Annotated in this window: 22 protein-coding genes; 16 read left to right on the top strand and 6 right to left on the bottom strand. The window is 71.0% G+C overall.

The features are described from left to right. Window positions 1-141: 141 nt before the first annotated feature. On the top strand, window positions 142-735 hold the full coding sequence (locus CEP50_RS17955) for a TetR/AcrR family transcriptional regulator (protein WP_026448785.1): 594 nt from the start codon (window positions 142-144) through the stop codon (window positions 733-735). A gap of 12 nt (window positions 736-747) precedes the next feature. On the opposite strand, the gene CEP50_RS17950 is transcribed toward CEP50_RS17955, so the two are convergent. Next, complete coding sequence (locus CEP50_RS17950; protein WP_106115106.1) at window positions 748-1,299, bottom strand: thioesterase family protein; 552 nt, start codon at window positions 1,297-1,299, stop codon at window positions 748-750. Window positions 1,300-1,631: 332 nt separating this feature from the next. On the opposite strand from CEP50_RS17950, the gene mfd reads away from it, so the two are divergent. Next, on the top strand, window positions 1,632-5,246 hold the full coding sequence (gene mfd, locus CEP50_RS17945) for a transcription-repair coupling factor (RefSeq protein WP_106115105.1): 3,615 nt from the start codon (window positions 1,632-1,634) through the stop codon (window positions 5,244-5,246). A 230-nt stretch (window positions 5,247-5,476) separates the two neighbouring features. Here mfd and CEP50_RS17940 read toward each other — a convergent pair whose 3' ends face one another. Then, on the bottom strand, window positions 5,477-6,106 hold the full coding sequence (locus CEP50_RS17940; RefSeq protein WP_106115104.1) for a hypothetical protein: 630 nt from the start codon (window positions 6,104-6,106) through the stop codon (window positions 5,477-5,479). 258 nt (window positions 6,107-6,364) lie between these two features. On the opposite strand from CEP50_RS17940, the gene CEP50_RS17935 reads away from it, so the two are divergent. From CEP50_RS17935 to CEP50_RS17920, 4 genes are read left to right on the top strand one after another with little or no spacing between them, the layout of a single operon-like run. Beyond that, window positions 6,365-7,633: a helix-turn-helix domain-containing protein gene (locus CEP50_RS17935; RefSeq protein ID WP_106115103.1), complete on the top strand. Its 1,269-nt coding sequence runs from the start codon at window positions 6,365-6,367 to the stop codon at window positions 7,631-7,633. Between the two features lie 35 nt (window positions 7,634-7,668). After that, the gene (locus CEP50_RS17930; protein ID WP_106115102.1) at window positions 7,669-8,406 is read left to right on the top strand and encodes a toll/interleukin-1 receptor domain-containing protein; all 738 of its coding nucleotides are present in this window, start codon (window positions 7,669-7,671) and stop codon (window positions 8,404-8,406) included. Next, window positions 8,403-10,400, top strand: coding sequence for a hypothetical protein (locus CEP50_RS17925; RefSeq protein WP_106115101.1), 1,998 nt, complete (start codon window positions 8,403-8,405; stop codon window positions 10,398-10,400). Before CEP50_RS17930 ends, CEP50_RS17925 begins: the two co-directional genes overlap by 4 nt. After that, on the top strand, window positions 10,397-10,768 hold the full coding sequence (locus tag CEP50_RS17920; protein ID WP_106115100.1) for a hypothetical protein: 372 nt from the start codon (window positions 10,397-10,399) through the stop codon (window positions 10,766-10,768). The genes CEP50_RS17925 and CEP50_RS17920 overlap by 4 nt, the downstream gene beginning before the upstream one ends. 48 nt (window positions 10,769-10,816) lie before the next feature. On the opposite strand, the gene CEP50_RS17915 is transcribed toward CEP50_RS17920, so the two are convergent. Together CEP50_RS17915 and CEP50_RS17910 are read right to left on the bottom strand one after the other, a co-directional pair. Continuing rightward, complete coding sequence (locus tag CEP50_RS17915; RefSeq protein WP_106115110.1) at window positions 10,817-12,343, bottom strand: glycerol-3-phosphate dehydrogenase/oxidase; 1,527 nt, start codon at window positions 12,341-12,343, stop codon at window positions 10,817-10,819. A gap of 58 nt (window positions 12,344-12,401) precedes the next feature. After that, window positions 12,402-12,998, bottom strand: a complete 597-nt coding sequence (locus CEP50_RS17910; protein ID WP_106115099.1) for a TetR/AcrR family transcriptional regulator — start codon at window positions 12,996-12,998, stop codon at window positions 12,402-12,404. Window positions 12,999-13,015: 17 nt separating this feature from the next. Here CEP50_RS17910 and CEP50_RS17905 point away from each other — a divergent pair, with 17 nt between their 5' ends. The 6 genes from CEP50_RS17905 to CEP50_RS17880 all read left to right on the top strand — a co-directional run bounded on the left by CEP50_RS17905 (window position 13,016) and on the right by CEP50_RS17880 (window position 19,644). Beyond that, window positions 13,016-14,632, top strand: coding sequence for an FAD-binding oxidoreductase (locus CEP50_RS17905; protein ID WP_106115098.1), 1,617 nt, complete (start codon window positions 13,016-13,018; stop codon window positions 14,630-14,632). A 40-nt stretch (window positions 14,633-14,672) separates the two neighbouring features. After that, window positions 14,673-15,557: a diacylglycerol kinase gene (locus CEP50_RS17900; protein WP_106115097.1), complete on the top strand. Its 885-nt coding sequence runs from the start codon at window positions 14,673-14,675 to the stop codon at window positions 15,555-15,557. Between the two features lie 159 nt (window positions 15,558-15,716). Beyond that, window positions 15,717-16,649, top strand: coding sequence for a SurA N-terminal domain-containing protein (locus CEP50_RS17895; RefSeq protein ID WP_258175393.1), 933 nt, complete (start codon window positions 15,717-15,719; stop codon window positions 16,647-16,649). A 112-nt stretch (window positions 16,650-16,761) separates the two neighbouring features. Further along, window positions 16,762-17,763 carry a MazG family protein gene (locus CEP50_RS17890; RefSeq protein ID WP_106115096.1) on the top strand — a complete coding sequence of 334 codons (1,002 nt, stop codon included), beginning with the start codon at window positions 16,762-16,764 and terminating at the stop codon, window positions 17,761-17,763. Window positions 17,764-17,877: 114 nt separating this feature from the next. Next, a complete protein-coding gene (locus CEP50_RS17885) occupies window positions 17,878-18,690 on the top strand; it encodes a lytic transglycosylase domain-containing protein (RefSeq protein ID WP_181188442.1) in 813 nt (270 codons plus the stop codon). Between the two features lie 111 nt (window positions 18,691-18,801). Beyond that, a complete protein-coding gene (locus tag CEP50_RS17880; protein WP_106115095.1) occupies window positions 18,802-19,644 on the top strand; it encodes a lytic transglycosylase domain-containing protein in 843 nt (280 codons plus the stop codon). 27 nt (window positions 19,645-19,671) lie between these two features. Here the strand turns inward: CEP50_RS17880 and CEP50_RS17875 are convergent, their stop codons facing one another. Next, window positions 19,672-20,055, bottom strand: coding sequence for a tetratricopeptide repeat protein (locus tag CEP50_RS17875; RefSeq protein ID WP_106115094.1), 384 nt, complete (start codon window positions 20,053-20,055; stop codon window positions 19,672-19,674). 267 nt (window positions 20,056-20,322) lie between these two features. Here CEP50_RS17875 and eno point away from each other — a divergent pair, with 267 nt between their 5' ends. From eno to CEP50_RS17860, 3 genes are read left to right on the top strand one after another with little or no spacing between them, the layout of a single operon-like run. Then, the gene (gene eno / locus CEP50_RS17870; RefSeq protein WP_019853054.1) at window positions 20,323-21,609 is read left to right on the top strand and encodes a phosphopyruvate hydratase; all 1,287 of its coding nucleotides are present in this window, start codon (window positions 20,323-20,325) and stop codon (window positions 21,607-21,609) included. Between the two features lie 3 nt (window positions 21,610-21,612). Next, entirely contained in the window at window positions 21,613-22,158 is a 546-nt protein-coding gene (locus CEP50_RS17865) for an FtsB family cell division protein (RefSeq protein ID WP_106115093.1), read from the top strand. Then, window positions 22,155-22,685, top strand: coding sequence for a DUF501 domain-containing protein (locus CEP50_RS17860; RefSeq protein ID WP_106115092.1), 531 nt, complete (start codon window positions 22,155-22,157; stop codon window positions 22,683-22,685). The genes CEP50_RS17865 and CEP50_RS17860 overlap by 4 nt, the downstream gene beginning before the upstream one ends. A 48-nt stretch (window positions 22,686-22,733) precedes the next feature. Here the strand turns inward: CEP50_RS17860 and CEP50_RS17855 are convergent, their stop codons facing one another. Further along, on the bottom strand, window positions 22,734-24,398 hold the full coding sequence (locus CEP50_RS17855) for an isovaleryl-CoA dehydrogenase (RefSeq protein WP_258175391.1): 1,665 nt from the start codon (window positions 24,396-24,398) through the stop codon (window positions 22,734-22,736). 309 nt (window positions 24,399-24,707) lie between these two features. Here CEP50_RS17855 and CEP50_RS17850 point away from each other — a divergent pair. Then, a partial coding sequence (locus CEP50_RS17850; protein WP_219905546.1) for a lytic transglycosylase domain-containing protein occupies window positions 24,708-25,638 on the top strand: 931 nt, incomplete at its 3' end.

Genomic DNA, 25,638 nt, shown 5'->3' with positions numbered 1-25,638 from the left:
GAACGGGACGCGTGCGCGGGGGCCGGAGGGGCCGTGCCGGCGACGATAGGGTGGTGGCTCGTGGTGGCACGCCGAGGTGACCGGGGCAGGGACAACGCCCCCCGGGGTGAGGTCGGTGCCCGTGGCGCCGCCCGGGTCCGGATGAGCGGCAAGGAACGGCGCGGGCAGCTGTTGGAGGTGGCCCGGGCGCTGTTTGCCGAGAAGGGCTTCGACGGGGCCTCGATCGAGGAGATCGCCCACCGCGCCGAGGTGTCCAAGCCGGTGGTCTACGAGCACTTCGGCGGCAAGGAGGGCATCTACGCGGTGGTGGTCGACCGCGAGATGCAGACACTGCTGGACTCGGTCGTCTCGGCACTCTCCGCCGGTCACCCCCGGGAGCTGCTGGAGCAGGCCGCGCGGGCGCTGCTGGACTACATCGACACCTCCACCGACGGTTTCCGGATCCTGGTGCGGGACTCGCCCGTGGCCAGCGCCACCGGCACCTTCTCCGGCCTGCTGAACGACATAGCCAGCCAGGTCGAGCACATCTTCGGGTTGCAGTTCGGTTCCCGCGGCTACGACACGGAGCTGGCCCCGCTGTACAGCCAGGCGCTGGTGGGGATGGTCGCGCTCACCGGGCAGTGGTGGTTGGAGGCCAGGCGACCGGACAAGGACGAGGTCGCCGCCCACCTGGTGAACCTGGCCTGGAACGGTCTGTCCCATCTGGAACACCGGCCGAGGCTGCGCACCCGGTAGCAGGTGGCGACTTCAGCCCTCGGAGTCCCGTGGGGCGGGTTCGGCCGAACGGTGCTCGTAGCTGGCCTTGCTCCATTCCAGGACCCACGGGGGAAGCTCGGGACGTCGCACGGGGCCGGGCAGCAGCCCCACTATCCGTTCGGGGGTGATCCTCTCCCCGTCGCGGGCGAGGAAACGCAGCTGGATCACGGCCGTGGTGGTCGACCTGCCCTCGCTGGTGACCCGGTGCTCCAGGTAGAAGTGCTGTTCGTCCCAGCCGAGGATCCGCGTGCGCAGGGTGAACGCGCGGAAGGGGCGCAGCGGGCGGCGGAAGGACCCGGTTTCGTTGGTGACCACCGCGTGCCAGCCCCGGGAGCGCATCAGACGCAGCAGGCCCGAACGCAGCATGAGGTCGATCCGGCCCAGGTCGAAGACCGAGAAGTAGACCCCGTTGTTCATGTGTCCGAGCAGGTCGAGGTCGGTGGGCGAGACCCGGAGGTTCGTGGTGCAGGGGCCGAGCGGGTCCACCCGGGGCCGGAACGTGCTTTTGAGCACGACCAGCAGCAGACGCAGCAGCATGTTCATCGACGGCTCCTCTCGGAGGACCACATAAGTTACTGGCGGGTAACAGTAGGGGTGTCGCGGAGGGCGGGCAACTGTGCACCCCCGTGAACAGCGACACACGACGCGACCGTGAGGTGGGGGCCACCTTGCGTGGTCCGCGCGACGGGTCCCTCCGCACCAGCCGCCCGCCCCCTCGCGCTCGGGGCGTGCGAGTCGACGGCGGGCAGAGTCGTACTCTGGAGGGGGTGCCCGCCAGTCGGCTCCGCGCGCCCGGCGACACGAGGTCGTTTTCGCGGCGCGGCCACTGCCCGCGGGACGTCGACGTTTCCCTCCGTCGCGGTGCGAGGTTGTTCATGACCCAGGCTGGTCCCCTGGCGGGACTGCTCGAGACCCTGTCCCGTGATCCCGCGTTGGGGCGTGTCGCTTCATCCGTCGACACCGGCCGGCTCGCGCTGGAAGGGCCCGCGGCCGCCCGTCCGTTCGTGGCCACGGCCCTCGCCGCCGGGGAGTACTGGGGAGGCGAGAACCGTCCGGTGCTGCTGGTGACGGCCACCGGTAGGGAGGCCGACGAGGCGGCCGCCGCCGTCTCGGCCCTGCTCGGCCCGGAAGGGGTCGAGATGATGCCCTCCTGGGAGACCCTCCCGCACGAGAAGCTCTCCCCCCGGGCGGACACCGTCGGGCGGCGCCTGGCGGTGCTGCGCAGGCTCGCCCACCCGGAGCAGCACCCGCACGGACCGGTCCGGGTGCTGATCACCACTGTGCGCAGCCTGATCCAGCCGCTGGCCCCCGACCTCGGCGAACTGGTTCCCGTGCGGCTGGCGGTCGGCGAGGAGCACGACTTCGAGGAACTCGTCGAGCGGTTGGCCGGGCTCGCCTACAACCGGGTCGACATGGTCGAGAAACGCGGCGAGTTCGCCGTGCGCGGCGGCATCGTCGACGTGTTCCCCCCGACCGAGGAGCACCCGCTGCGCCTGGAGTTCTTCGGCGACGAGGTCACCGAAATCCGCCCCTTCTCGGTGGCCGACCAGCGTTCCCTGGGTGAGGCCACCGGTTCCGAGTCCTCGGCGGAACTCAACGCCCCGCCCTGCCGGGAGCTCCTGCTCACCGAGGAGGTCCGCGCCCGGGCCGCCGAGCTCGCCGCGAACCACTCCGGCGACGCCCAGTTGGGGGAGATGCTGAACAGTCTCGCCTCGGGAATACCCGTCGAGGGGATGGAGGCGCTCATCCCCGCGCTGTGCGCGGGCAGGATGCGGCTGTTGACCGAGCTGGTCCCCGAGGGGACACACGTGCTGCTCAGCGACCCGGAGAAGATCCGGGCGCGGGCCGCCGACCTGGTGCGCACCGGTGAGGAGTTCCTGGAGGCCTCCTGGATGGTGGCCGCCGAAGGGGGATCGGCCCCGGTCGATCTCGGGGACTCGGCCTACCGGGGACTGGCCGAGGTGGCCGACCACACGCGGGAACTGGGGCTGCCGTGGTGGACGCTGAGCCAGTTCAGCAGCGGTGAGGAGGACGGCGACGCCGACGGGGTGCTGCGGCTGGGCCTGCGGGAGAGCGAACGCTACCGCGGCGACGTGCGACGCGCCTTCGAGGACCTGCGGACCCACACCGCCGGGGGTGGTGTCACGCTGCTGGTGGTTCCCGGCGGCGGCACCGCCCAGCGCGCGGTGCAGCAGCTGCGCGAGGCGGAGCTGCCCGCCAAGTACGTGGAGGAGGGCCTGACCGCCGAGCCCGAACCGGGCGTGGTCACGGTGGTGCGGGCGAACCTGGAGGACGGCCTCTCCGCCCCGGACGTGGGACTGGTGCTGCTCACCGAGACCGACCTGACGGGCGGACGGGGCGGCACCTCCACCGGGGACATGCGCCGGATGCCCTCGCGGCGCCGCCGGTCGGTCGACCCCCTGGCGCTGAAGGCCGGGGACTACGTGGTGCACGAGCAGCACGGCATCGGCAAGTACGTCGAGATGGTGCAGCGCACCGTCGGCGGCGCCACACGGGAGTACCTGGTGCTGGAGTACGCCTCCAGCAAGCGCGGCCAGTCCGGGGACCGGCTGTTCGTGCCGACCGACCAGCTGGACGAGGTCTCGCGCTACGTCGGCGGGGAGACCCCCACGCTGAACAAGCTCGGCGGCACCGACTGGAAGAACACCAAGGCCAAGGCGCGCAAGGCGGTCAAGGAGATCGCCTCCGAACTCGTCCAGCTCTACGCCGCCCGGCAGGCCTCCCCCGGACACGCCTTCGGTCCCGACTCCCCCTGGCAGCGCGAGCTGGAGGACGCCTTCCCCTACACCGAGACCGGTGACCAGCTCGCCGCCATCGAGGAGGTCAAGGCCGACATGCAGAACTCGGTGCCGATGGACCGGGTCATCTGCGGCGACGTCGGCTACGGCAAGACCGAGATCGCGGTCCGCGCCGCCTTCAAGGCCGTGCAGGACGGCAAGCAGGTGGCGGTGCTGGTGCCCACCACGCTGCTGGCCCAGCAGCACCTGAACACCTTCACCGAACGGATGCACTCCTTCCCGGTGACGATCCGGGGACTGTCCCGGTTCACCGACCCCCACGAGGCCGAGCAGACCGTCAACGGGCTCGCCTCCGGGGAGGTGGATATCGTCATCGGTACGCACCGACTGCTGCAGTCGGGGGTGCGGTACAAGGACCTGGGCATGGTCGTGGTCGACGAGGAGCAGCGCTTCGGTGTGGAGCACAAGGAACACATCAAGCAGCTGCGCACCCACGTCGACGTGCTCACGATGTCGGCCACGCCCATCCCGCGGACCCTGGAGATGAGCATGGCCGGGATCCGCGAGATGTCCACGATCCTCACCCCGCCGGAGGAGCGGCACCCGGTGCTGACCTACGTGGGGGTCTACGACGAGAAGCAGGTCGCCGCCGCCGTGCGGCGGGAGCTGCTGCGCGACGGGCAGGTCTTCTTCGTGCACAACCGGGTGCACGACATCGAGAAGACGGCGCGTCACCTGCGCGAACTGGTCCCGGAGGCGCGGATCGTCACCGCCCACGGGCAGATGAACGAGGACCGGCTGGAAAAGATCATCCAGGGTTTCTGGGAACGCGAGTACGACGTGCTGGTGTGCACCACGATCGTGGAGACCGGCCTGGACATCTCGAACGCCAACACGCTGATCGTGGACCGCTCGGACACCCTCGGGCTGGCCCAGCTGCACCAGCTGCGCGGCAGGGTCGGCCGTGCCCGGGAGCGGGGTTACGCCTACTTCCTGTACCCGCCGGACAAACCGTTGACCGACACGGCCCACGACCGGCTGGCCACCATCGCGCAGAACTCCGAGCTGGGCGCGGGGATGGCCGTGGCGATGAAGGACCTGGAGATCCGCGGCGCGGGCAACATCCTCGGCGCCGAGCAGTCCGGGCACATCGCCGGGGTCGGCTTCGACCTGTACATGCGCCTGGTGGGGGAGGCCGTGCAGGCCTACCGCGAGGACGGCGGCCTCGACTCCGAGGAGGAGGAACTCACCGACGTGCGGGTGGACCTGCCGGTGGACGCGCACATCCCGCACGACTACGTGCCGGGCGAGCGTCTGCGGCTGGAGGCCTACCGCAAGATCGCCGCCTCCGCCGACGAGAAGGACCTGGAGGCGGTGCGCGGCGAGCTGACCGACCGCTACGGCCCCCTGCCCGAACCGGTGGAGCGGCTGCTGAAGGTGACCGCCTTCCGGCAGGTGTGCCGGGCGCACGGGATCACCGAGGTGACCCTCCAGGGCTCCTCGGTGCGCTTCGCCCCGCTGGAACTGCCCGAGTCGGCCCAGATCCGGATGAAGCGGCTGTACCCGAAGGCGGTGTACAAGTCCACCATGCGGACCGTGTCGGTTCCGCGTCCCACCGAGGGGGCCGCCGGTGGTCGCATCGGTGCTCCGCCGCTGCGGGACGAGGCCCTGCTCGACTGGTGCTCGGGTCTGGTGACCTCGTTGGCGGGCAGTCCCGAACCGGCCACCTAGGAGGCGGTTGTCCGTTGGGTGTGGACACCGGATCACGGTACGAGCCCGTTGGATCTTCCGACGGTCGCCCTACCCGCGCCGTCCCGAGGTCGCAACGCTGAAACAGCTGTGTCCCGTCCCGTGGTCCGAAGTCTCGGCGCAGCCCCCCCCCGGGGGGGGGCTTTTCCCTGCGTAAACACGTGCCCGGCACTTCCCGGCGTCCGGCCCGCACGGGAACCGCCCGACCGGGCTCACGGGCCGGGGTGCAGCAACGCGGTCCGGGCGGCCTTCTCCAGCGTGTTCCGGGAGGGTTCCGCGCGAGCCGAACGGGGGGCGGCCTCGGAGACGGTCACCGTGGTTTCCCGCCGTGTCGAGGCGTAGTGCCTGCCGTCGAACTCCACGCCCGAGTGTGTGAGCGAGTCACGCGAGAGCTCGTCCAGGTTGCCGGTTCCCTGGGTGTCCACCAGCTCCCGCAGCTCCACCGCGGACTCCACCGTCGGCATGGTCGTCCGGGACACGGCGACGACCACGGTGCCACCGCCCCCGTCGGAAACGGTCAGCAGCGTGCGGCGCAGTTTCTCGCAGGGGTGCTCGGCGAAGAACTCCGCGACTCGTCCGTAGGCGTGATCCGCGCAGGAGGAGGAACTGTCGGAGTCCACGGTGGTGAAGGTCAAACCCCCGTGTTGCCATGTCCTCCGCCCGGCGTCCTCCGGTGAGTCCTCGAACGCGCTCCCACCGAGCGCGAGTGCTCCCAGCGAGAGGGCACCGACCACGAGAAGTCCCAGCGGAACCGGAGGGCCGCCGCCCGAACTCGGTGCCGAACGGGTGTGCGGACGCACCCTGGTCCCGTCTCTCCTGGTGTAACCACGTACCGGGATCATCCGCGTTCTCCCGGGCACACCACACGAACAGCCGAAGAAAGGACACCTCGGTCGTCCGCACTGCTCTCATCGGGTGATGCTCGGTGAATCGTTTCGTTCACGATCGTGCTGTCTCCTAGCGTTCCGTCCGGTGGGCGGGGACATCCCTTTCGGCCGCGATTTCCTCGCGTGCCACCACAGCGTGTTCGTTCGCGGAAATCGGGAACAACGGTTTCCCGTCTCCCTTCTCGTCGGGCAACGGGAAACCCGGAGGCAAATGTGAGTGAACAAGGCAGACTGTTCGGCACGGAGCTTCGACGGGTGCGTATCTCCGCCGGGATCTCCCTGGACAAGCTGTCCGAACTGGTGCACTACAGCAAGGGATATCTCAGCAAGGTCGAAACCGGACACAAACGGCCGTCACCGGAACTCGCGCGAGTCTGCGACAGCAAACTCGGAGCCGGTGGAACGCTGAGCGAGTTGGTTCCGCTGCCCCCGTCCGGAGCACCACGCTCGGAGGAAGACGGTGAGGTGTGGCTCATGGGATCTGATCGGGACGACACGAGTCGGTGGCCGACGGTGAACCGTCGCGGCCTGTTGACCGTCGGGGCGATGTCGGCGGTCTCCCCGGCGACGTTTCTGGGGAGCGCTTCGGCGATGGAGGAGAGGTCGCTGGAGACCTTCTGGAGCATGTTCGGCCAGTTCCGGGAACTGGGGCAGACGGCCAATCACGCCGTGGTCCTGCCCGCTCTCGTGGCGCACACGCACACCCTGGGAGAACTGGCCGACAACGCCACCGCCCGCAACCGCGACGAGATCCTGGTTCTGGGCTCCCGCTACGCCGAGTACACCGGGTGGATGGCCCAGGAAGCCGGAGAGGAACGGACCGCGCTCCGGTGGACCGAACGCGCCGCGGACATGGCCGAGGCCGCCGGGGAGCACGACCTGGTGAACTACACGCGGGTACGCCGTGCGCTGTTCGCCCTCTACCGCAACGACGCGCGACGGACGGTCGAACTGGCCCAGCAGGCCCGCGACGGCCGGATTCCGCCCAGGATCCGCGCCCTGGCCCTGCAACGGGAGGCCCAGGGGCACGCGCTGGCGGGCGACTACGACTCCTGCATGCGGGTCCTGGACCACGCCCGCGAGGCCTACGAGGTCGCCTCCTCCGACACGGCGCTGGCCCTGGGCAGCACGAACCTGGCCGACCCCGTCGCCATGGTGACCGGATGGTGCCTGCACGACCTGGGACGTCCCGGTGAGGCGATTCCGGTGCTGGACCGGGAGATCCAGCGGGTGCCGGTGCGCGCCTCCCGTTCCCGGGCCCGTTACGGCGTTCGTCGTGCCCTCGCCCACGCGGCGGAAGGCAACGTCGAGCACGCCTGCGCCCTCACCGAGCGGATCCTCGACACCGTCGACGCGATCGAGTCCGCCACCGTCACCACCGATCTGCGGCGGTTACGCCACACCCTCGTCCGGTTCCGCGACAACCCCGCGGTGAAGGAACTGACTCCACGCCTGACCCAGTCGTTACGAGCTCGCCTGTGAGGCGAACGAACCCCGTGTGCTGAAAGGAGAACTCGGTGGCCGAGATCTTCGTCAACTATCGGAACGGCGACTGCCACGACGCGGCCGTCGCCCTCGAACGGGAACTGTCCCACCGTTTCGGTGACGAGAAGGTGTTCCGTGCCAGCAAGTCGATCCTGCCCGGCGACAACTTCCGGGAGGCGTTGACGCGGGCCTCCGGCGGTGCTCGGGTGCTGCTGGTGCTCATCGGCGACCGGTGGCTTACCATGCGCGACGAGCAGGGTCGGTTGCGGCTGGACAGAGAGGACGACTGGACCCGCACCGAGATCCTCAACGCCCTGGAGTCGGGGGCGCGGGTCATCCCGGTTCTGTGTGGGCGAACCCTGTCCCGGCTGTCCGCGACCGACCTGCCCCCGGCCCTGGCACCGCTGGCGGACTGCCAGTCGTTGCGCTACGACAGCGGAAGCGCCGGCCGCGATCTCGACGAGATCGCCCGTGTCCTCGCCGAGCTCGTCCCCGGGCTGGAGGACCGCACCGCCCGGCAGGAACCCGAGCGCTCGCAGGTCCGCAACTCGGTGAACAACACCACCGCCGGGCAGGTGCTGCAGGCGCGCGACGTCCGTGAGAACAACTCGACGAACATTGGCACCGTCAACGGACACGTGCAAACCGGGGGCGGCCCCCAGTACAACACCACCAGCCACGGTGACGGGGCCAACCACGTGAACGGGTCGGTGCACGGCGGGATCAACCAGAACGTCGGTGGGACGAGCGAACGCGAGCGTGAGAAGTGAGCGACACCGAAACCGACATCGACGGGGTCTACGGGAACGTGCACACCGGCTCCGGGGATCTGTACTCCGGGCCGACCGTGGTCATGAACCTTCTGCGGGAGACCACCGAGTACCTGCGTTCCAGCGGAATGATCCCGCACAATGACCTGGGGTGGCTCAATAGTCGTTTCGTGCCGCCGCAGCGCTTCGGGCTGGCACGGGATCGGCTGAACGAGACACGAACGGTGCTGCTGCACGGTGAGGTCGGCAGTGGTCGCCGCAGCGCGGCGAAGATGCTGCTGCACGAACTGTCCGACGAAGCCAGTTCCTTCGCGGAGTTTGCCGAGGAAGCGGCTTTTCCGAAAAGCAGGCTGTTCCCCGAACGAGTCAAGCCGGGACAACGACTCCTACTGGACCTGAGCCACAGCAGCTCGGACACATTGCTCGCCCGGCGCCGTGAGCTGCCGGCGCTTCGTGCCGTTCTCGACGAGCGGGACGCCTACCTGGCGATCGTGTTGCCGTACGGCCGCCAGGACTGGGCGAGCGAAGAGCTGGCGGGGTACATGGTCGAGATCGACCGGCCTTCGGAGTACTTGGTACTACGGCGGCACTTGGCGGCGGCAGGGATCGAACTGTCCGATCAGGATGAATTGTCCCCGGAGCTGGCGCGGTATCTGGAAGGCCCACTCCGCGAGATCGCCGAACTGACGGAGCTGGTCCGGCGAGTCATGCGGGACAATCCTGGTTGGTCGGTGTCCGCATGGCTGCACGAGGCGCTGGTGGCGGTCACGGAGCGTCGGGAGGAAGCCGCCAAGCAGGTGGAGAACTTTCCTGAGGCGCGGCAGCGAGCGGTGCTGTTCGCCGCCGCCATGTGCCACGATGCTTCCCCCGACGCCGTCTTCTTCGCCGCGCAGAAACTCCTGGAGCGGTTGGATCTGACCGGCCGGGAGGAGCCGCGTCTGGAGCAGCGCGGCCACCGCGCCCAGCTCAAGGATCTCGGTGTCCGCGTTCTCGACCACGGCCAGCGCGTCGGTTTCACCTCCTTCGCCTATGACAGGGCGGTGCGTTCCCACTTCTGGGAGAACTATCCGGACCTGCGGTCCTCCTTCTGCACGTGGATCGAGGAGGCGATCTGTTCGGAGAGCTTCACCCATCGGGATCGGCAACGGGCGGTGGCACGTTTTCTCGACCACGCGTTGCGCACCGGATGCGTGCTCGACGTGGCCCAGCGGATAGCCCGGTGGAGCAATCTCGAACAGCAGCTCTACTCCGGGTACTGGATTCGGTTCGCGGAGCAGGCACTCGTGGCCGGACTCCGCGACGAGGAACACGCGGCCTCGTTCCGACGGCTCGTCTACCTCTGGGCGCGGTACGAGAACCTTCCCCAACAGGTGGGCCAGCTGATCGTGCACGTGTGCACCGAGGTGATCGCGCCGAGCTTTCCGGATCAGGCCATCGTGCGGCTGCACCAGCGTGCCCGCCGGGAAGGCGAGCCCGTCGAGCCGAGCGCCCGACAGGCTCTGCGGACACTGGCGGAGGACCGTGACATGTCGCGCCGCGTGATCGCCAGGTTCGCCACCAAGTTCCGGAACGCACAGTGGTGGGAAATAGATCTGGACTTGTTCGTCGACGTGCTCGACCCGACGCGGCTGACCGAGGACACCGGAACGACGAAACCGTTGGCCGCCGAACCCGTCGTGTGGTCCGAGCTGGTGTTGGGGCTGCGCACCGTGATGACCCACCGGGCGGAGTCTGCCCGGTGGCTCGTCGACAGGTGGTTGACAGCGGTCGGACGGTCGCGGAACCCGGATCTTCTGCTGCGTCTGCTCGCCGAGGCGCCCGAGTACGAGCCCCGTGCTCTCGGTGCGCTGCACGTGATGGCGCGGGACTGGAGTCGGACGGCCGGGGGCGATCCCCGTGTGGCCGAGCGCCTCACCCACCTGATCGACGAGCGCCAGGGACTCGACCGCACCGACTACACCCTGGTGCCGAACGCCGAGGAGACGAGACCGTGAGCAAGGAAAACCGAATTCTGTTCGCAGGGCTGGCGATCGCCTTCGTCCTCCCGCTCGTGCTGGGCCTGCTGCTCCGGTGGCCCGCCTGGGTGATCGTTCCGTTGCTGGTACTGGTACTGGTGGGGATCTACCGCAAACTCGTCTACGGCACCTACACGGCCGTCGACCAGGTGGGGGTGCTGTTGGACAAGCTCGGTCTCCATCGAGGGAATCCCACGCGCGATCTGACCGCCAACCGGTTCGCCAGACTGATCGAGGCCTCCGGCAACACCGAAGTGGCCGCCGAGGTACGTCAGCGGTTCGACTCCCCGTCCGCCTCCGACACCGTCGGTGGACAGCACACCGTGTGGAGCAGCTTCTCGCGGTGAGGTGGTTCCTCGGTTGCCGGAACCCCTTCGGTCCGGCCCCGGCCACCTTCAGCCCCGGCGCAACGCCTCTCGTGCGGCGGGCAGCGCGGCCTCGCGGTCGCGGGCCACCACGCCGAGGCGGGTCCGGCGGTCGAGCAGGTCGTCGGTGTCCAGCGCTCCCTCGTGCCGGACGGCGAAGAGCAGCTCCGCGAGGGTGACGTCGGTGCCCTCCGTGACCGGTTCCGTGTCCGCCGGATTCCCCTCGGCCTGGTCGAGCACCAGGGGGGCCTCGGTGCCGTGGCGCGCCACGAGCCCGCGTGGTGCGTTCACCCGGGACAGTCGGGCCCGGTCGGCGGCCCCCACCAGCGGCAGCCGAGCGGTGCGGCACGGCCCGGCGTCCATCCCGGAGGCCCGGACAGCCTCGTCCACGGCGTCCTCGGCCATGCGGCGGTAGGTGGTCAGCTTGCCGCCGACCACGCTGACCACGCCGTTCCGTCCGGTGAGCACCGCGTGGTTGCGGGACAGGTCGGCGCTGCTGCCGTCCCGGTCGCTCAGCAGGGGACGCAGGCCCGAGTAGGTGGCGAGCACGTCGGCGGCACGCAGCGGTTCGGTCAGCGCGGTGTTGATCGTCTCCAGCAGGAAGTCCACCTCGTGCGTCGCCGCTTCGGGCACGTCCGGCACGGAGCCGGGCTCCTCCTCGTCGGTCAGTCCGATGTGGATTCTCCCGTTGTCGGCGGGCAGTGCGAAGACGAAACGGTTGGTCGTTCCCGGAACCGGCACCGTCAGCGCCGCGTCGAGCCCGGGCAGCGAGTCGGCCGAGACCACCAGGTGCGTCCCCCGACTGGGCCGCAGCGTGAGATCGGGGGCGATCTCGTCGGCCCACACACCGGTCGCGTTGACCACCGCCCGGGCCCGCACGGGTACCCTCCGCCCGCCGATGCGGTCGTGCAGCACGGCTCCTCGACCGTGCACACGCTCGGCCGCGCAGCGGGTGAGCACCCTGGCCCCGTGGCCGGCGGCCGTGCGCGCGATCGCGGTGACCAGCCTGGCGTCGTCGACGAGCTGCCCGTCCCAGGCCAGCAGCCCGCCCCGCAACCCCTCGTGCCGCACCGGCGGTGCCATGCGCAGCGTTTCGGCCGTGCCGATCCGCCGGGAGCGCGGCAGACACGTCGAACCGGTTCGCGCCGCCAGACGGAGCACGTCCCCGGCCAGGAACCCGGCCCGCACCAGCGCGGCCCTGGGTGCGTCCGTGCCGGGCAGCAGCGGCACGAGCTGGGGAAGCGGACGCGTCAGGTGCGGTGCGGTCCTGCGCAGCAGGACGCCGCGTTCCACAGCGCTCTCGTGGGCGAGGCCGACGTGGCCGGAGGCCAGGTAGCGCAGCCCACCGTGCACGAGTTTGGAGCTCCAACGGCTGGTGCCGAACGCCAGGTCGTGCTTCTCGGCCAGCACCACCGACAGCCCCCGGCTGGCCGCGTCGAGTGCGACTCCGGCGCCGGTCACTCCACCCCCGATCACCAGCAGGTCCACCCGGTCGTCCTCGGCCAGTTCGGACAGTTCCCGGCTCCTGCGGGCGGCGTTCAGTGAGGTCTCGCGCATGGTCGGCTCCTTGTCGGGGTGTTTCCGTTCTCCCACCGGAAGGGCGGGGTGCGGCGGGTCACGTCCCGCCGGACGAGCTCGTGCCGGGGCGGGGGCGCAGGTAGCCGTCGAGCATGGTCCGCAGGTGCTCGTCCAGGCGGGATGCGGGCAGCCGGTCGGACACCACGCGCCAGGACAGCGCCGCGGACTGGACCACGAGCAGGATCGTCGCCGCCATCTCGGCGGGGTCTCCCTCGGCGACCGAACCGTCCCGCTGGCCTCGGCGGAGGACCGTTTCGAAGACGTCCAGGATCTCGCGCTGGCTGGTGCCGAGCCGGTCGAAGGTGTAGGTGGTCAGCAGTTCCGGGTCGGTCTCCAGGATCTTCACCAGCAGCGGGTGTTCGCGCACCGTGGCGAGGGTGTCGACGATCCCGTCGACGCCGTACTCGCGGGTGTTGTGCGGCCGTTCGCCGGGGTCGGGCAGCAGCGCGCGCAGCTCCCTGGTGAGCAGGTCGGCGGTGAGGGCACGCATGTCGGGCCAGCGGCGGTAGACGGTCGGGCGGCTCACCCCCGCGCGGCGGGCCACCTCGGTCAGCGTCGCGCGGCGGAGTCCGATCGCGAGGACGCACTCGCGCGCGGCGTCCAGAATGGCCGCATCGTTACGACTTGACGCCATGTGTAAAACTGTAGCGCATGACGGAACCGCAGCACCGCACCCCGGAACCGATGTGGCACGCGTGGGGGACGGCCGAGGACGCCGAACCGCTCCCGGAGCACCTGCGCGCGCTGCTCACCGACGCCCTCGGGGTGCCACGCCGCGACACTCCCCCCGTCCCCAGGGAGCGGGTGCGGGTCCGCGAGTCCGCGCTTGCCGAGGAGGCCGCGTCCGCGTTGGCGGAGATTGTCGGGACGCGGCACCTGCACACCGACGAGCACGCGCGGCTGCTGCACACCGGCGGCAAGAGCACCCCCGACCTGCTCCGTCGTCGGGCCGGGGAGGCGGACGAGGCCCCGGACGCGGTCGTGCGGCCCGGCACGCACGAGGAGGTCGAGCGGGTGCTGCGGACCTGCGCGCGGGAACGGATCACGGTGGTCGCCTTCGGGGGCGGCACCAGCGTGGTCGGCGGGGTGAACCCGGACCGCTCGACCTCGCCCGTGGTGGTGGCCCTCGATCTCGCCCGGCTGGACCGGCTGCTCGACCTGGACACCGAGTCCGGTACCGCCACCCTGCAGGCGGGGCTGCGCGGCCCGGAGGCCGAGCGGCTGCTGCGGGAGCGCGGTTTCACCCTGGGACACTTCCCGCAGAGCTTCGAGTACGCCACCATCGGCGGCTTCGCCGCCACCAGGTCCTCCGGACAGGCCTCGGCGGGCTACGGACGGTTCGACGACATGGTGCTGGACCTGCGGGTGGCGACCCCGCGCGGCACGCTCCAGCCGGGGCGGGCGCCCGCCTCGGCGGCGGGTCCGGACCTGCGACAGCTCTTCCTCGGCTCCGAAGGGGCGTTCGGAGTGGTCACCGAGGTGACCGTACGGATCCACCCCGTTCCGGAGGAGACGCGGCACGAGGCGTGGTCCTTCCCCGACTTCGCCACGGGGGCGGCGGCCCTGCGGACGTTGGCGCGGACCGGAGCGCTTCCCACCGTGGCCCGGCTGTCCGACGAGACCGAGACCGGGCTGAACCTGGCCACCGCCGAGGTGGGTGAACACGCCCCCTCCGGGGGCTGCCTGGCCGTGACCACCTACGAGGGCACCGCCGAGCACGTCGAGGCCCGCCACGCCGAGGCGTCCGCGCTGCTGCGGGCGGCGGGCGGGACCCCGTTGGGACCCGAGGCGGCGCTGTCCTGGGACCGGGGGCGGTTCCACGCCCCGTACCTGCGGGACGCGCTGCTGGACGTCAACGCCTTCGCCGAGACCCTGGAAACCGCGACAACGTGGTCCAACCTGGACAGAACCTACCGGGCGGTGCTGAACGCGCTCACCGACTCGTTGAGCCGCCAGGGCACGTCACCGTTGGTCATGTGCCACGTCTCGCACGTCTACCCGACCGGCGCGTCGCTGTACTTCACCGTGGCGTGCGCGCGGACGGAGGACCCCCTCGCGCAGTGGCGGCAGGCCAAGCGCGCCGCCTGCGAGGCGATCGTCTCGGTCGGTGCCACCATCACCCACCACCACGCGGTCGGCTCCGACCACCGCGACTGGATGCACGAGGAGGTCGGCGAGCTCGGCCTCGACGTGCTGCGCGCCGTCAAGTCCGTCGTGGACCCCGAGGGAGTGCTCAACCCGGGGAAGCTGATCCCTCCGCGGAGGTGACCCCGCTCGTCCGTTCGTCGAAACCCGCAGGGAGCAGCCGGTGCGCGACATCGCCCTACTCGTCAACCCGACCTCCGGCAGGGGGCGGGCCCGTCAGGCGGGCCACCGTGCGGCCGAACGGCTGCGTCGGGACGGGGCCTCCGTCACCGAACTGGTGGGCACCGACGCCGCGCACGCGCTGCGGCTGGCTGAGCGCGCCGTGGCCGACGGGACGGACGCCTTGGTCGTCTGCGGCGGCGACGGCGTCATGAACCTCGCCCTGCGGGCCGCCGTGGGCACCTCCACCCCGATCGGGCTGGTCCCGGCGGGCACCGGCAACGACTACGCGCGGATGATGGGAGTGCACGGCAGCGACCCGGAAACCGCCGCACGGGTGGTGCTGACGGGCGGTACCATCGCGATCGACGCCGGACGCTGCGGGGAGCACTGGTTCGGCACCGTGCTGGCCGGCGGGTTCGACGCCAGGGTCAACGAACGCACCAACCGCATGTCCTGGCCACGCGGGACGTGGCGCTACAACCTGGCCGTGCTCGTCGAACTGGCCAGACTGCGCCCGCTGGACTACACCCTCGAACTGGACGGGCGGACGTGGCACACCAGCGCGGTGTTGGTGGCGGTCGGCAACGGCACCAGCTACGGCGGCGGGATGCGGATCTGTCCCGGTGCGTCCTGGACGGACGGGTGGTTCGACGTCACCGTGATCGGCCCGGTGGCCGCGCGGAGACTGGTGCGGGTGCTGCCCACCGTCTACGACGGCAGACACGTGGAGTACCCGCAGGTGACCACGGTGCGGGCTCGGCGGGTGTCGGTGTCGACGCCCGGCGTGACCGCCTACGCCGACGGCGAGCCACTGCAACGGCTGCCGCTGACCGCCGAGTGCGTCCCCCGGGCGGTCAACGTGCTGGTACCCGCCGGCCAATTTTAGGCAAAATCGGCCACCCGCTGTGGGGAAGCGATGAGCCGGAGTGCCAAGGCCGGTCAGTCGCGGACACGGTCGCATCCCGGGAAACCACACGGAGTGTGCTCCGTCGCGATCACAGTGGGCTTACGGACAGCGGCGGGGTGCTCGTGAGAAAGTGATCGTGTGAGATCCGTCATCGTTCGCCCACGGTTGATCGTCGCGTTGCTCGCCGCCGCGCTGCTGGCAGGGTGCGGTTCCCAGCCGACCCGGATGGGTTCGGCGGCGATAGTCGGCGATCACGCCATCCCACTGGACACGGTGGAGGAACGTTTCGACACCGTGCTGCGCAGCAGACCCCGGATGCGTCAGCAGCTCGAGAACGAACAACGCACCGACGAGCTGGCCAGCCGGATAGCCGGTTTCACCGTGCGCCAGGAACTGGCCGAACGCGCCGCCCGACGCAGGAACCTGCGGGTCACCGACGAGGAAGTGACCGAGTGGATCAACGACCAGGGCGGCCCGAAGGAGGCGATGCGAGGCACGATCTTCGCCACCGACCAGGCCCGCTCGGTGGGCCGCTCGCTGCTGCTGATGCGCAAACTCGGAAGCAGCACGCTGCCCGGAGCCTCGGTGCGTTTCGACTACACCAGCGCCACCACCAGAGCCGACGCCCGGCGCAAGGCGGAACTCATGGCCCGTGGCCCGGAACGGGCGAAGGAACTGGTCGAGCAGGACAGCTCCTCCGGCGTCTCGGCGGCGACGGGACGGACGCTGCGCGCCGCCCGCAACCCCCGGCTGGCAGTGGGAACCCCGCTGTTCGCGGCCGAACCCGGCACCACACTGGCCTTCCGCCTGCCGGGACGCGACGCCACGCGGTGGATGGTCGCCCGGGTGACCGAGCGCGACGTCCGCAGTGAGGACACCGACTCGGACCGGCGGGTCCGAGAGCAGCTCGCCCGGGGTTTCGGAGTGCAACTGCTCGGGCTGACCGCGCAGCGGGAGGGGGTCGAGATCAGTCCCCGTTACGGGGTGTGGGACCCGGTGGGAGTGAACACCGCGCCGGACGAGGACCAGACCCGGGGGTTCCGGATCCCGCCGCGTTCGGACGCGGTCTGAGACGTTCCGCGGGCCGGAGACCCCACCGGCGCGAGCCCGTCCCCGTGCGGCGCCGGGGTCTTTCGGGGCCGGTGGCCTCCGGTCGCGATGCGGTGGTGGAACAATCGAGCCCATGAACGGCGCTCGTCAGCATCACCCGGCGGCCTCCGGGAGCACCGTGGTTCTCGTCGACGACCGGCTCGGGGACGCGGTGCCCGCCCGGGCGTTCCCGGCGTTACGCGCGGCTTCCGTGGTCTACGCCGACCGTGGGCTCGCCGAGTCCACCCGTCGCGGTCTGGAGGCGCTCGAACCCCCGCACCCCGGGGAGCTACTGGAACGGGCCGCGCGCGAGGCCGTGGTACTGGTCGCGGCGGAGGAGACCTCCCCGCCGGCGGCGGCACTGTTGGAGGCAGGGGCCACGGAGATACGCGCCCAGTCGCCCACCGGTGTGGAACTGCTCGACGCGGTGACGGTGATGGACCGGCTGCGTTCCCCGGGTGGCTGCCCGTGGGACGCCGAGCAGACCCACGAGTCGCTGCGCACCTACCTGGTGGAGGAGACCTACGAGCTGCTGGACGCCCTGGAACGCGGGGACCGCGCCGCGATGCGCGAGGAGCTGGGCGACGTGCTGTTGCAGGTGCTGTTCCACGCGAGAGTGGCCGCCGAGGACACCGAGGACCCGTTCGACGTGGACACGGTGGCCACGGAACTGGTCAGTAAGCTGGTCTCCCGCCACCCCCACGTCTTCGCCGGGGACGGCACGGTCCACGACGCGGAGTCGCAGCACGCGCGTTGGGAGGAGCTCAAGCAGGTCGAGAAGCGGCGGGAGTCCTCCGTGGACGGGGTCGCGCTCGGCCAGCCCGCCGTGGCACTGGCCGCCAAACTGGCCCAGCGCGCCCGCCGGGCCGGTGTGCCCAACGAGCTGTTCCCCCGGGGAGGGGACGTGGGGCGGGAACTGTTCCGTCTCGCCGCCGAGGCCACGGAACACGGCACGGATCCCGAGGACGCGCTGCGCGCGGTGGCGCGGGACTTCGACGAACGGATCCGCTCCGCCGAGACCGACGCCCGCGCCGCGGGACTCGATCCCGCCGCGCTGTCCGGCCAGCAGTGGCACGAACACTGGCCACGGCGGTGAACCACCGGAGCAGCCGCCTCGCCCGGCCGTGTTCGGTGTTCCGTGGTGGGCGGAGGACGGAGCGAGCGAAACCCCCACGAGCGCACCGTGGTGCGGGCACACTGGAACACGGTGATGGGAGGTCCGGGCGTGCCACGTAGGTGGAAGGCGGCCAGCCCCGCGACGAGTCTGGTGGCCGGTCTGACGATGTTCGCGGTACTCGTGTTGCTGGCCACCGTGCTCGAACCCGAGGAGTCCGGCAGGCGCGTGTTGCCCACGGCCACGGCACCGCCCCAGGCGGGGGCGCAGCCTCCCGAGGTGGAGGTGTTGCCGGGCACCGCCGCCTTCGGACGGAGCGGTCGGCCGCAGGACCGGCTGTCCGAGTGGGCCGGTTCCATGAACGAGCGACTGAACATCCCCCTGGCGGCGTTGGAGGCCTACGGTTACGCCGAGCTGGCCCTGCGTCGTTCCCGTCCCGACTGTGGGCTGAGCTGGTCCGTGCTCGCCGGGATCGGTGCCGTGGAGTCCGGACACGGTCGCTACGGGGGAGCCGACCTGGACGAGACCGGCCGACCCGATCCGCCGATCCGGGGGGTCCCCCTGGACGGCAGCGAGGGGGTGCGGCTGATCGAGGACACCGACGACGGCCGTCTGGACGGCGACGAGACCTACGACCGCGCCGTGGGACCGTTGCAGTTCATCCCCGGCACCTGGCGCGACTGGGGACGCGACGCCGACGGGGACGGGGTGGCCGATCCCGACGACATGGACGACGCGGCACTCGCCGCCGGGTACTACCTGTGTTCGGAGGACACGGATCTGCGCCGCGCGGGGCAGTTCCGGGACGCGGTGCTGCGCTACAACGCCAGCGGCGACTACCTGCAACAGGTGCTCGACCACGCCGACGACTACGGCAAACGCAGCCGGGAACTGCTCCGCGTGGAGTAGCGGGACGCCGACGCTCGCGGCGGCGGGCCGGGGAGGCGACAGGTCGCCTCGGGAGTCCACTTCTCCGGGTCGTCCTCCGGCGATTCTGGACAGGTCGCCTAGTCTGTTGCAGTGACCGACTCCGCTTCCTCCAGGCGCGCACTCCCCCGTGCGGTGCGGGCGGTGCTGGCCGTGCTCGGGCGCGGTGCGCTCGCCCTGACCGTGCTGTTGGGCACGGGACTGGGGGTCGGGCTGGTCTCGGCGCTGGGACGGCCCGCTCCCGCCCCGCAGGCCGCCCCTCCTCCGGAACGGGAGATAGCCCCGGCCGACGTGCGTCCCGGTGCCGACGCGCCGGGTGGGGCGCAGCCGGAGCCCACCTCGGAAGAGCAGGGGGGCGACGGTGGGGATCCGGTGCGGGAGTGGGCCGACCGGGTGGCCGCCGTGGTCGACGTGCCCTCCCGGGCGCTGGTCTCCTACGTCCGGGCCGATCTGGCCATGCGCCGCAGACAGCCCGACTGCCGCGTCGACTGGGCCACCCTGGCCGGGATCGGCAGGGTCGAGTCGAACCACGGTCGCTACGGGGGGCGTCGACTGGGAGCCGACGCGGTGCCCTCCAGCCCGATCATCGGCGTGCCGCTGGACGGCAGCGAGGACGTCCGCGCCATCACCGACACCGACGACGGGGCACTGGACGGGGACCCGGTGCACGACCGGGCCGTCGGCCCGATGCAGTTCATCCCCTCCACGTGGGCGAAGTGGAGCACCGACGGCAACGCCGACGGGGTGGGGGATCCGCACAACCTGGACGACGCCGCCATGGCGGCGGCCCGTTACCTGTGCGCCGGCGGGCGGGACATGCGTACGGGCGAGGGCTGGTGGAACGGGATCCTGTCCTACAATAACTCGGTCTCCTACGCCAGGAAGGTGTTCGCCCTGGCCGAGAGCTATGCGGAGGCGGGCGAGCGGCGCCAGTGAACGGGCGGTCCGCGCGGGAGCGGTTCGTCAGCCGCTGTCGTTCAGCCGGGCGATGTGCGCCCTGATCTCGCCGAGCACCTCCTGGTAGGCGGGATCCGGGTACATGGTGGCCGCCAGTCGGACCTGGGTGTGTGCCTCGTCGAGCCTGCCCTGGCGTTGCAGGGTGCGGCCGAGCACCAGCCGCGCGTAGTGGTCGGACGGGTCGAGCTCGATGACCCGCAGGAACGCCAGCTCGGCACGCTGGAACTGGGCCGAGAACAGATAGGCCCGCCCGGCCAGCAGTTGCACGCTCGGCTTGTCCGGGGCCTCGTCGAGCACCGGTCCGAGCGTGCGCAGTGCTTCCAGTGGTCGCCGTTGCGCCACGAGCTTTTCCGCTCTGCGGAAGGCTTCCACGGTACCTTCGGTTCTCATGGCCACACCAACAGTACGGTCCGATCGGCTGCTTCACCATGGTGCGACCGGGTGGCCTCACACGCCAGGGACCGTTCCCGTCAAGAGGAACGGGGTGTGGGCAGCGCGACCGCGAGCCTGCGGCGGGCGGGCCGAGCCCCCGGTTAGGCTCGGAGAAGGTCGTCGGGCGTCGTGTCCGCGGCGACTCCGGAACAGACGGTGACACACCGGCGGGAACGTCGCGGTGGAACGAACGTCTTGAGTACACAAGGCTTGTTAGGAGCACAAGTGGCGATCATCGAGCAGGTCGGCGCTCGCGAGATCCTGGACTCGCGCGGCACCCCCACCGTGGAAGTCGAGGTGGCCCTGGACGACGGAACGCTGACCCGCGCCGCCGTGCCCTCGGGCGCCTCCACCGGGGAACACGAGGCCGTCGAACTGCGTGACGGCGTCGCCGAGCGCTACGGCGGCAAGGGCGTGGAGCGGGCCGTGGCCGGGGTGCTGGACGAGATCGGTCCGGAGCTGGTCGGCCTGGAGGCGATCGAGCAGCGCGTGGTCGACCAGAAGCTGGTCGACCTGGACGGCACCCCCACCAAGTCCAGGCTGGGGGCCAACGCCATGCTCGGCGCTTCCCTGGCCGTGGCCAAGGCGGCCGCGGAGTCCACCGAACTCGAACTCTTCCGCTACGTGGGCGGGCCGAACGCGCACGTGCTTCCGGTCCCGATGATGAACATCCTCAACGGTGGCGCGCACGCCGACACCGGCGTGGACATGCAGGAGTTCATGATCGCCCCGATCGGTGCCGACTCGTTCTCCGAGGCGCTGCGGTGGGGCTCGGAGGTGTACCAGGCGCTCAAGTCGGTGCTCAAGAGCAAGGGCATGGCCACCGGCCTCGGTGACGAGGGCGGTTTCGCCCCGGACCTGCCGAACAACCGCCAGGCGCTGGACCTGATCGGCAGCGCCGTGGAGAAGGCCGGTTACACCCTGGGGCGGGACGTGGCGCTGGCGCTGGACGTGGCCGCGACCGAGTTCCACTCCGACGGGGTCTACCAGTTCGAGGGCTCCAAGCGCAGCGCCGAGCAGATGATCGGCTACTACTCCGAGCTGCTGGACTCCTACCCGCTGGTGTCCATCGAGGACCCGCTGTCCGAGGACGACTGGGACGGTTGGGCCCGGATGACCTCCGAGATCGGGGAGAAGGTGCAGCTGGTCGGCGACGACCTGTTCGTCACCAACCCGGAACGCCTGGAGGAGGGCATCAACCGTCGGGTCGCCAACGCGCTGCTGGTCAAGGTCAACCAGATCGGCACGCTCTCCGAGACCCTCGACGCGGTGAACCTGGCCAACTCCTGCGGGTACCGCAGCATGATGAGCCACCGCTCCGGGGAGACCGAGGACACCACCATCGCCGACCTGGCCGTGGCCACCGGATGTGGGCAGATCAAGACCGGGGCCCCGGCCCGCAGCGAGCGCGTGGCCAAGTACAACCAGCTGCTGCGCATCGAGGAGAACCTCGGTGACGCCGCCCGCTACGCGGGTGAACTGGCCTTCCCCAGGTTCACTGCGGAGGTGTGACCCATGCCCACCGGGCGAGCCGGCGAACGTGATCGACGGCGGGGCGGGACGAGCAGCACACGTCGTCCCGCGGACTCGACGCGTGAGCGGCGCCCGCGCGGGGAACAGGGAGGCAGAACCGCGTCCCGGCGGCGACCGGGCGGCAAGGCCCGGCCGTCCGCCGGGACCGGTGGTGCGTTCAGACTTTCCTCCACCCGACGGGCGGCGGTGTTGGCGATCCTGGTCTGCGCCATGGCGCTGAGCGTGTCCGTGCCGTTGCGCACCTATCTCGGCCAGCGGGACGAGCTGGCCGAGCTGAGGAGCCAGGAGGACCGGCTGTCCAGCGAGGTGCACCGCCTCGCCGAACGCAGGACCGAGCTGTCCGACCCGCGCAGGCTGGAGATCGAGGCGCGGGAGCGGCTCGGTTACGTCCGCCCGGGGGAGACGCCCTACATCGTCGACCTGCCGTCGGAACCCCCCGAGGACACGGCGGATCAGGACGACGCCGAGCAGGACGGGCCGTGGTACCAGCGGCTCTGGAACACGTTGACCGGAGGAGAGGGGAAGTGACCGTGTCGGGTGTGGAACCGCCCGGTGAGCCCACCGCGACCGAACACGACCGGCAGGTCGTGCACCGGCAACTCGGGCGTCCGCCCCGCGGGCTGCGGGACGTCGTCACCAGGGACGCCTCCGGTGAGCCCACCGTGGTGCGCACCAGCCCGCGTCTTCCGGACGGGACACCGTTCCCGACGCTGTACTACCTGACCTCTCCCCGGCTGGTGACCCTGGTGTCCACCCTGGAGTCCGAGGGTGTGATGCGGGAGATGACCGAGCGGTTGGCCACCGACGGGGACCTGGCCGAGCGCTACCGCCGCGCGCACCGGAGTTACCTGGCCGAGCGGGACGCGCTCGAACCGTTGGGCACCGAGGTGAGCGCGGGCGGTATGCCCGGCAGGGTCAAGTGCCTGCACGTGCACGTGGCCCACGCCCTGGCCAAGGGACCGGGGGTCAACCCGTTCGGGGACGAGGCGCTGGAGACCATCGCGCGGCGCTGGCCGGAGGAGGCGGCCGAACTGTTCCGCTTCGGAACGGAGTGATCCCGGTCGCCGGGTGCGGCGGCCGGCCGCCCGCACCCGGAGGGATGGTCAGGCTCCTGCGCCCGGGGTGACCCGGTCCAGCAGGAGCCGCGAACCGACCCCCGTCGACCCCGGGGTGAGGCCCGGGGTGCCGAACCTGGTCGCCAGGAACGCCTCGGACACCTCCTCCGGGGCGCCGCGCAGCAGCAGAGCGGCCTGCGTGGTGAGGGTGACCAGCTCGGCCAGCCGCCTGGCCCGGGCCGGCTGGGGCGCGGCCAGCTCCTCGCGGAGCAGGCGCACGGCCTCGTCGTAGCGTTCGTCCCGTCCGAGTGCGGGGGAGAGTTCCTCCAGCAGCCTCCGGGAGGTCTCGGGCTGTTTGTGCAGGGCGCGCAGCGTGTCCAAGGCGGTCACGTTGCCCGATCCCTCCCAGATGGACATCAGCGGTGCCTCCCGGTAGACCCGGGGCATTCCGGACTCCTCGACGTAGCCGTTGCCGCCGAGGCATTCCAGGGCCTCTCCCACGGCGGTGGGGGTGCGTTTGCACACGTAGTACTTCGTCGCGGGCAGCAGCAGGCGCAGCAGCTGCGTTTCCTCGGGCCGGCCACGGTGACCCCGGTCGACGGCGGCGGCCAGCCGCATCCCGAGGGCGGTGGCCGCCTCGGACTCCAGGGCGAGGTCGGACAGCACCGACCGCATCAGGGGAGTCCGGTCGAGCCGTTCGCCGAAGGCGCAGCGGTGCGCCGCGTGGTGGCTCGCCTCGGAGAGCGCGGTCCTCAGGGCGGCCGCGGAACCGAGCACGCAGTCCATCCGGGTCATCGAGACCATGTCGATGATGGCCCGCACACCCCGGCCCGGCTCGCCGAGGAGCCAGCCGAGCGCGCCGGTGTACTCGATCTCGGCCGAGGCGTTGGACCTGTTGCCGAGCTTGTCCTTGAGTCGTTGCAGGCGGACCGCGTTGCGGCTCCCGTCCGGAAGCACCCGGGGAACCAGCAGGCAGCTCAGTCCCTCCGGGGTGTGGGCGAGGGTGAGGAACAGGTCGTTCATCGGTGCCGAGGTGAACCACTTGTGGCCCACGATCCGGTAGCTGCCGTCCGCCAGCGGTTCGGCGGTGGTGCTGTTGGCGCGCACGTCGGAGCCGCCCTGCTTCTCGGTCATGGACATCCCGGCCAGCAGCCCGGACTTCTCCTCGGCCCGGCGCAGCCCGAAGTCGTACTCGCCGGAACGCAGCCCGGGTTCGTAGTGGGCGGCGAGTTCGGGGGAGTGGCGCAGGGCGGGAACGGCGGCGAAGGTCATCGACACGGGGCAGCCGTGTCCGGCCTCGGCCTGGGACCACAGGTAGAACCCGGCGGCGCGTTCCACGTGGGCTCCGAGGGGAGCCTCCGGGGACCAGGGGGAGGCGTGCAGCCCGTGGGAGACCGCCTGCTCCATCAGCCAGTGCCAGGAGGGGTGGAACTCGACCTCGTCCACGCGGTGGCCGTAGCGGTCGTGACTGCGCAGCTTCGGTGGGTTCTCGTTGGCGAGTCGACCGTGCTCCCTGGCAGTGGCCGAACCGGCCAGGCGGGCCAGCGGGCGCAGGGCCTCGACCCGGTCGGCGGCTCCCTGCGCGGCCAGTGCCTCACGGAGGGCGGGGTCGCAGTCCAGGGGGTCGAAGTCCTCCAACGGGGGCGGCTGGTTGTGGACATGGTGTGTCTCCGCCGGGGCGGTGGTGTGATCCGGGTCTCCGATGAGCGTCATGACGGCAGGGTAGGGCATATCTGTTACCGAACAGTAGTGGTGCGTCTTCGGCATGTGGTCCCACGAGCCCCCCGAGTGGGTGTCGCTGCCGTGGGGTGATCACCGAGCGGAGCGGACGCGCATGGTGTGCAATCGCTGGGGTGAGGGTGCCTCGGCGAACGGTGGGGGAGGCAGAACGTGCCGCGTCGGAACGGGTCAGCACCGTGGTGGAGGGAGCAACGGTCTTCCCGACGGCCGGAGGGGCCGCGGTGGCGACGGGTCCTTCCCGGACGGCGGGGAAGTGGTGTTTCCCCGGGCGGGGTGCTGTTGGTGCTGCTCGGTCTGCTGGTGCCCTTCGTGGTGGTCGGAGGTGCCAACGCCGTCACGGAGGCGTGGTGGGGCGAGGACGACGTGGCCAACACCCCGAAGCGGGCGGCGGCCCCGGCCGGCACGGGGGTGACGGGGGAACTGCCGCGGCAGCGGAAACCGAGCGTGCGGCTGTTGCGGGACAGCGCCAGCCTGGACGATCCCCGCACGACGAACGGTGTGCGGGTGCCCGAGGGGCGGTTCGGGGTTCCCGAGCCCCTGGTGAAGGCCTACCGGGGTGCGTCCCGGCGGATCGCCGGGACGCACCCGTCCTGTGGGCTGCACTGGTCGGTGCTGGCCGCGATCGGTCGGGTGGAGTCGGGACACGCGCGCTCCGTCCGGTTGGACGAACGGGGGACCACCGCCACCGCGATCCTGGGACCCCGGTTGGACGGCGGCCCGGAGGTGGCCGCGGTACCGGACAGCGACGCGGGCCGGTTGGACGGGGACCCGGTCTGGGACCGCGCGGTGGGGCCGATGCAGTTCCTGCCCTCCACCTGGGCGAGGTTCGGCGCCGACGGCAACGGGGACGGGAAACGCAGTCCGCACAACGTGCACGACGCCGCCCTGGCCGCGGCGCGCTACCTCTGCACGGGAGGAGGGCGGCTCCACGACGGCCGGGAACTGGCGCGTGCGGTGTTCCGCTACAACCACTCCGAGTCCTACGTGCGTGAGGTGCTGGGGTGGGCCACCGCCTACCGCACGGGAGTCCGTCCCACCGAGGTGGAACTCGTCGCCGAGGTGCCGGAGGTGGACGTCCCGGCCCCCGTCGACGATCCGGGGATCACGACCCCTCGGCCCACACCCTCGCGGGAGACGCCCCACCGGACGTTCCCGCCGTTGTCGCCCGCCCCGGAACCGGCCGAGGAGTCCGGCCCGCGGACCTTCTCCCCCC

This window comes from Actinopolyspora mortivallis (assembly GCF_003001495.1).
Lineage (GTDB): Bacteria > Actinomycetota > Actinomycetes > Mycobacteriales > Pseudonocardiaceae > Actinopolyspora > Actinopolyspora mortivallis_A.
The sequence above is the reverse complement of the archived record's forward strand: the minus strand, read 5'-3'. Positions and strand labels throughout refer to the sequence as shown.